This is a genomic window from Leptospira fletcheri (assembly GCF_004769195.1).
GTDB classification, from domain to species: domain Bacteria; phylum Spirochaetota; class Leptospiria; order Leptospirales; family Leptospiraceae; genus Leptospira_B; species Leptospira_B fletcheri.
In genome coordinates this window covers 197,517-204,301 of the sequence record NZ_RQET01000014.1, presented here as the reverse complement: position 1 = coordinate 204,301, position 6,785 = coordinate 197,517, and the positions used below count along the sequence as shown (strand labels likewise).

The following is a 6,785-nucleotide window of genomic DNA, read 5'->3' as shown; positions in this document are numbered from 1 at the left end:
AAGAAGATGCTGGAAGATTCCCCCCGAAAACCGCACCCCCAAAGAAGAGACTCCCCTTGCCCGACCTCCTGAAAGGGGGATCGGGCAGGAGGGTAGAGAGAGTGGACGTGAATGGTCGATTATATCGGCTCCGCATTTCGAATCGCTTCTTCGATTTCCTTGAGCTGGGTGGAGATGCGCGCATCGATAGCACCCACATCGGTTTCTATGATGACTCCGCCTCTGTCCACCCTTGAGTCTTCGTAGATATTTACCTTGCGGAGAGACTCCATCAACTTGATGAGTTCGTCCTTGTGCGCCGTAGTGATTTCCAGATCCGCAAAGTTCACGCGGATGTCTACGCGATCCCTGTCTTTGATCCGTTTCAAGGCTTCGCGTATATTATTGAGTACGATTTCCTTGCGCTCGATGATTTCGTCTTTGATGATCTTGCGCGCGATGATGAGGATCATCTCGACCATCTGCTTTTCCGAGGCTTGGATCAGTTCCGCACGAATGTCGATTGCTTTACCTACGATGGTTCCCAGGCGGTCGATGAGTCGTCGAACCTCTCCTTGTCCTTTTCGGAATCCCACTTCCCGTCCGGCCTCGAATCCTTTTAGATAGGCCTCGTGTTCGATCTCGGCCGTCTTCATTTCGGCTTCTTTGATCATCCGTTCGGATTCCATTTTGGCCCGTTCCAGGATCTGCTCCGCCTTGGCCTTTCCGGAATCCTCGTCCAATTTGATTTTTTCTTTGGAGTCCTGGATCATCTGGAAGGCTTTCTTTCTGCCTTCCTCTTCGATTTCCTCCGCTTTACGGCGGGAATCTTCCAGCATCTTCTTGATGCTTTCTTCTGTCTCTTCCTTGTACCTGTTCAGCTCCGCTTCGATCTCTTCGATCGAAGGGCCTTGGTACTGCTCGATGATGTTTCCTTCCTGGTCGACTTCGAACTCTTCCGCATCTTCGTCCCGATGGAATTTCTTGTACTTATCCGGAATTTGAAGCTCGACCTGATCTTGCATATCGGCGATCTGGATGGGTTTGAAGACGAGTTTGGCCATATCAGATGTTTCTCCGGAACTTGATTCTTCCCGATTCTACCGCATCCTTGAAAATTTCAAGAATACCGTTCTGGGCGGTTTCGATTTCCGCTAAGGAAATCGGTCCCATGGAATCCTCTTCTAATCGGACGATGGAGGAGAGGGAAGGTTCCATCCTTTCCAGGAGTTCGGCTCTGGTTTCCGGCTCCGTTCCTTTGAAGGCCACCGCGATCACGATCGGGTGAACTGGGGAAAAGAACCGATTCAGACTTTCCCGGTTTAACTCCAGAAAGTCCTCCATCCGGAAGAAGTGTTCGTTTATATTTTCGGCAAACTCGGGGCTCTTTTCGCGTATCCGTGTGAATAATTTCCGGGAATCTTGGGGATCCATTTTTCCCAATAAATCGGCGGCTCTTTTTCCGATTCTCTTGCTTGTTGTCGAACGGAATCCGGGGTGCTTGATCGCTTCTTTTTTGAATCTAAGGAATCGTTCTAATGCGTCCCTGGAGGCCTCCGATGAGGGGTCCAGCTCCCTGATCTGCAGAAGAATCTCTTCCTGCATGGATTCGGGGAATTCCTCCAATACTCGTGCGGAAACTTCGGGGTTCGCGTAGCATAAGATGCCTGCGATTCTGGAGCTTTCTTCTCCCGCAACGATTCGGGAAAGTTCTTCCCGGTTGCAGTTCTTGAGTTCTTCTAACCAGTCCGGTTCCGAAGGGGAATCTTCTCTTAGGATGGATTCCAACTCCTGGATGAGAATCATGGTCTCCTGGTCCATCGATTCCCGCGGAGTCGAGGAGAGTCCTTTTAGGAAGGCCCCAAGTAATTCTCTCTCTTCTTTCGCTTCTAGTTTTCCGCTCTTGTGAAAGCTTTCCAAGAGGCGGCTGGTGTCCTGCGGACCTAAGTGTTTGAATACTTCCGGGGGAAGGTGCTCCCCCAGAACTCGGAGGAGGCGACCCGCCCGGTTTTTATTTCCGGACAGGGATTCCATTAGGTTGCTTCCTCTTCAGAGAGCCAGGTCCGGAGAAGCTGAGCGACTTCCTCCGGTTTCTCCTTGGCCAGATTGATCGCGTTTTCGAGCAGTTCTCTCCGGAGTTTTTCATCGAGAGAAAGCTCGACTTCGGCGCTGCCGTCGTCCATGACTCGGAGGGCGGCTTCGCGCATCATCTGTTGCATTGCTGCCAGTTCTTCCTCGCGGAGTCTGCGGCGTCTTGCGATCTCTTTTTTGATCGCTCTATAGATCAGAATCGTCAAGATCAGGAAGAGAACGATTACGAGGGAAGCGATGACCATTTGTCGGATCGCTTTTTGTTTTCTGAGTTCCTCGTCTTCGGCTGCGAATTGCGCGGTCCTATCCTTCGGAATGCTGATTACGGAGATCATGTCTCCTCTCGCCTTGTCGATCCCTACCGCGGCTTCCAGGTTTTTACGGATGGTTCTAAGGTCGTCGTCGGAAACCGGAAGATAAGTGCGGTCGTAACCGGTCCCGTCCTCTTTTTCCTTTTTGGTCCATTGCCCGTCGATGACTACGGATAGGTTTACTTTTTCGATTTTCCAAGGTTGCTTTTGTACTTCGCTTACCCTGCGGTTGAACTCGTAGTTGTTGATGTTTTCGGTCTTTTTGTATTCGGCCTTTTGGTAGTCGGTATCCTTATAGCCGGGTGGAAGATTCGGTTCCGTTCCGGCCGGTCCGTCCGGAGTAAAACCTCTGCCGTTGAATTGTTCGCTGGTTTCCTTGGAGGAAACTTTTAGGCTGTATCCGTCGACGATTTTGAGTTCGGAGTAGGGCGTATTGGGGTCGTCCGGTCTTTCTACGACGGGGGTTACCGTATTGTCTTTGTACGATTCCTTGTCCCAATTCAGCATATATTCGAATCGTGTAATGTCGACTCTGTCTTCTCCGCCTAAATACCAACGAAGCGTGTTGCGAACGTCTATGAGTCTCTGGATCCTCTGTTCCTCTTGGATCCTTAGTTTTTCCTGCACGACTCTGAGTTCTAATCTCTCTTTTTCCAGATCCTCTTCGAAATCAGAGATGATCTTGCCGTCGGCGTCCGCGACCACTACGTTTTCAGGCTTGAGTTTCGGAACGGCCCTGGAAACGAGGTTTACGATTCCTTTGACTTCTTTTTTCGAAATCCCGTCCACTCCCGGAATAAAATGGAGAATGACGGAGGCTTTTACTGGGGAAGCGTTGGAGCTGAACAGCTCCTCTTCCGGGATCGCTATGTTGACGAACGCCTTGTCTACGGGGCGAAGAGTCATAAGGGATTGCTCTATGGCTCCCTTTAAGGCCCTGTATTTTTTAATATCCTTATCGAACTGGGTCTCAGTGAACTTCTCCACGTTGAACAATTCCCAGCCCTGCACTCCGGCAGGGATCAGGTTCTCCTGCGCCAGTTTGGTGATGATTTCCTGTCTTTGCTCCGGATCCACGCTGATCACGCTGGTATCGGAGGTTCCGTATTGATACCCCATGGAATCCAGTTTTTTGGTCACTTCGGCGAAATCCTTGGAAGTGAGGTCCTTGAACAGGATGATCCGGTTCTTTTGGGAGGAGACCGTTGCGAGAAGGCCGATCGCGACGAGAACGGTGAGCGCGACTCCTCCTAAGATCAATTTTTTGGTCATATCCAAGGAACCGAAGAACTCCTTGATATTATTCAGAATCTTTTGCAACTGCTCGGGCATATTCCTTCACCACCGACAAGATACGGGACATAATAGATTTTCGGAAACAAAGTACAATCCCTTTTTAAAAAAACTTTAGAAATTTTTTTTATTACACAGCGTATGTTTAGTATGTCTTTCGATAAGCGTCTCCGAGGATGACTTGTCCGCTCGAAAGCCTCCGAGAATCTTAGGAAATGCGCCCGATTCCGATTTTGGAAGAACCTATTCTTTCCTTCGAAGAGGCAAAAGCTCTTAACGGATATTTCGCGGACATGCTCTCGGAGTCTAGACGTAAAAAAATAGAGGAAGTTCTTTCGTTTCGTACGAAGTACTTAACAATTGTGTTGGAGGACGTATTCCAACCTTTTAATGCTAGCGCGACTTTGAGAACCTCTGAATGTCTAGGGTTAAGCGACGTATACGTGATCGAAAATCGGAACTCGTATAAACCGAATTCCGGAGTCGCGATGGGAGCTCAAAAATGGCTTCGGATCCATAAATACCGGGAGAAAAACGAGGATAATACCTTGGCCTGTCTCCGGGACTTAAAGTCGGCCGGATATAGGATCGTAGCCACTTCCCCTAAAGACGGTGAAGGGCTCCGTTCCCTCGAGGACCTTCCGCTGGATAGACCGACAGCATTACTGATCGGTGCGGAGGAGATCGGACTCTCGGAACGGGCCTTGGCTCAAGCCGACCTACATCTGAAACTGCCCATGTACGGATTCACCGAAAGCTACAATCTTTCGGTGACGGTAGCGATCGTCCTATCTGGTCTTCTACCTCGAATCCGCTCCGTTTCGGAAGATTGGCGTCTTTCCGATGAGGATACGGCACATCTTCGGAATTTCTTGTATAAGAAAACCATTAATAATGGTCCGGTAATAGAATCCGAATTTTTACGCAGAAGACGACGCTCGGTTTAGAGCTCGATCAGTAAAGAAGTCCGGATCCGGAAAAGAAGAATTGGAGCAATTTCCTCATTTGAGCTCCGGAAATTCCGGCTCCCAAATATTCCCCATCCACCCAGATCTCGAAATGCAGGTGTATGTTTTCATCCGTGCCTTTGGCTTCGCCTATCAGTCCCGAATTGCCGGCGGTACCGATCGTTTCTCCCGCTTTGACTCTCGAGCCCTCCCTTAATTCCGCTTTTATCGAGGAAAGGTGATTGAAGGAAGTCATTACTCCGTTTCCATGATCGATCCAGATTTGTCTTCCACCGAAATCCTTTTCCACATAAGTCACTCCGTTTTTCTGGGCCTGAGAACTGTGATATTGGTATTCGGATAGAGTCATGGGGGAATATTCCACGTCCGCTCTTACGATCGTTCCGTCCGCGGGGCTAACGAGAGGGTCCGAGAACTTGAGATTCCGAACAGTGCCGTCTTTTTCCTTTTTGTAATAGATATCCAACCCTTTGTGCACGCCGTTTCTGTACTCTCGTGGAGCGCCGGGGAGTTGAAAATCTTTTTGAGGTAGGACTCCTCCGACTACCGGATAGAGATAGCCTGTGATCCGCTTGGGAACGGAATTCAAACAGATGTCATTTAACAAAATCCTGAATTCGCTGACTACCGCGCTTTTATCCTCGTTCTTCGGAAAGAAGATCCGCAGTACGGAAGCGTCCATCGGCGGAATTCGATGGAAATTGTTCAGCTCCACTCGATCGTTTTTCAGGATCGTCTTCCAGGATTCCTGGTACAAGATCTGAACCTCGTATTCGGACACGGATCTTTTTCCCCGAAAGACGGGAACCACCAGTTCGATTCCGTTGATCAGGCGTTTGGTGCCGAAATCCACGATAATCCAATCGGGCTTCGTGCCGGACGCGGAATACCAATGCGTTTGGGGATTGGAATCGAAAAGATTGAAGGCGCCGTATTCTTCGTCGAAGGAGGAAGATACGGAATAGGAAAACGGTGCGACCGTCAATTTTCCGAAATCCAAGTAATCCACTTCCGAACCCAAGGATCCGTACGTTTTGGGCGCGGACAGGACGGAGAAAGTAACGGCGATCGATAGGAAGAGAAAGAATCCGAATCTCATGCTTTGGAACGGAATGCTTCTCCGGGTTGCATGCTTTTTCCTTTTTCTAATAGGACTTTCGCTTCGGCGACTTTCCAAGAATCCAAATAGCTGGGATCTTCCAGGCTGAGATCGGGTCTGAGCGCGATGGGGCTTCCCTCGTTTCCGAGATACAAGGATCTTCGGCCGAAAAAGCGTCCGGCTGCTTCCTCCGGTTGTACGATTTTTCTTCTTTCTCCCCGCATGGAGTAGGCGAGCGAGGCTTGTTCCACATAGGAGGAAAATTCGGTAGGATCCGAAGAGATTCCATGATCGGGTCCGGGAAGATTTTTATCTAGTGTAAAATGTTTTTCTAATGCGGTCGCTCCCAAGGCGACAGCCATGGCTCCGGCAAGCGTTCCCGCCGTATGGTCGGAAAAACCCAAGGGTCCGGAAAAGGAATGTCTGTAATGAGTGATGGTTCTCAAGTTCGCTTTTTCCGGAGGAGTCGGGTACAGAGAGACGCAATGGAAGAGCAAAAGATCCTTCACTCCGAGAGATTCCAAGAATTCCAAGGCGCGAACCACTTCGAACGCTTCCGCCGCACCCGTAGAGAGGAAGATGGGAAGCCTCGTGGAGGCGCATTTTTCAAGCAGACCTTTGTTTACGACGTCTCCGCTCGCGATCTTTAGGGCCCCGACTCCCAAAGAAACGAGTAGATCCACGCTCTTTTCGTCCAAAGGGGTCGAAAAAAAAAACAATCCTTCTTCTTTTGCGGCATCCCGGAATTGCCTGTGCATCTCCTCCGAGAGTTCATACTGTTTGAAGATTTCCACCAAGACCTTAGCTTTCGGATTTCGAAGATCGATGAAATCCTCCGTGCGGTACGTCTGAAATTTCACCGCATTTGCCCCGGCTTTCTTGGCGGCGCGGATCGTCTTCTTTCCGATTTCGAGATCTCCGTTATGATTCAATCCGATTTCCGCGACGATAAAAGGAGGGGAGTCCGGACTCAGTTCCGTAGTGGAGTTCAGACTAAAGCTTTTTGAGAACGTCATTTTTTCCTCTAGTTTCTATAAAGTAGGT

Annotated in this window: 6 protein-coding genes; 1 reads left to right on the top strand and 5 read right to left on the bottom strand. The window is 49.6% G+C overall.

The genetic code is table 11. The features are described from left to right. Positions 1-119: 119 nt before the first annotated feature. From fliH to fliF, 3 genes are read right to left on the bottom strand one after another with little or no spacing between them, the layout of a single operon-like run. Entirely contained in the window at positions 120-1,043 is a 924-nt protein-coding gene (fliH, locus tag EHO60_RS17050) for a flagellar assembly protein FliH (RefSeq protein WP_135769410.1), read from the bottom strand. A 1-nt stretch (position 1,044) separates the two neighbouring features. After that, entirely contained in the window at positions 1,045-2,013 is a 969-nt protein-coding gene (locus tag EHO60_RS17045) for a FliG C-terminal domain-containing protein (RefSeq protein ID WP_135769409.1), read from the bottom strand. Continuing rightward, positions 2,013-3,713 carry a flagellar basal-body MS-ring/collar protein FliF gene (gene fliF / locus EHO60_RS17040; RefSeq protein ID WP_135769408.1) on the bottom strand — a complete coding sequence of 567 codons (1,701 nt, stop codon included), beginning with the start codon at positions 3,711-3,713 and terminating at the stop codon, positions 2,013-2,015. The genes EHO60_RS17045 and fliF overlap by 1 nt, the downstream gene beginning before the upstream one ends. Positions 3,714-3,889: 176 nt before the next feature. Between fliF and EHO60_RS17035 the strand changes: the two genes are divergently transcribed. Further along, positions 3,890-4,621, top strand: a complete 732-nt coding sequence (locus tag EHO60_RS17035) for a TrmH family RNA methyltransferase (RefSeq protein ID WP_135769407.1) — start codon at positions 3,890-3,892, stop codon at positions 4,619-4,621. 7 nt (positions 4,622-4,628) lie between these two features. On the opposite strand, the gene EHO60_RS17030 is transcribed toward EHO60_RS17035, so the two are convergent. Both EHO60_RS17030 and EHO60_RS17025 read right to left on the bottom strand, forming a co-directional pair. Further along, positions 4,629-5,741: a M23 family metallopeptidase gene (locus EHO60_RS17030; RefSeq protein ID WP_135769406.1), complete on the bottom strand. Its 1,113-nt coding sequence runs from the start codon at positions 5,739-5,741 to the stop codon at positions 4,629-4,631. After that, entirely contained in the window at positions 5,738-6,757 is a 1,020-nt protein-coding gene (locus tag EHO60_RS17025) for an N-acetylneuraminate synthase family protein (RefSeq protein WP_135769405.1), read from the bottom strand. The genes EHO60_RS17030 and EHO60_RS17025 overlap by 4 nt, the downstream gene beginning before the upstream one ends. Between the last annotated feature and the right edge of the window lie 28 nt (positions 6,758-6,785).

Coding starts and splice junctions, on each gene's coding strand:
- EHO60_RS17030 (WP_135769406.1), bottom strand. CDS start 5,741: ATGAGATTCGGATTCTTTCTCTTCCTATCGATCGCCGTTACTTTCTCC.
- EHO60_RS17045 (WP_135769409.1), bottom strand. CDS start 2,013: ATGGAATCCCTGTCCGGAAATAAAAACCGGGCGGGTCGCCTCCTCCGA.
- EHO60_RS17035 (WP_135769407.1), top strand. CDS start 3,890: ATGCGCCCGATTCCGATTTTGGAAGAACCTATTCTTTCCTTCGAAGAG.
- fliH (WP_135769410.1), bottom strand. CDS start 1,043: ATGGCCAAACTCGTCTTCAAACCCATCCAGATCGCCGATATGCAAGAT.
- EHO60_RS17025 (WP_135769405.1), bottom strand. CDS start 6,757: ATGACGTTCTCAAAAAGCTTTAGTCTGAACTCCACTACGGAACTGAGT.
- fliF (WP_135769408.1), bottom strand. CDS start 3,713: ATGCCCGAGCAGTTGCAAAAGATTCTGAATAATATCAAGGAGTTCTTC.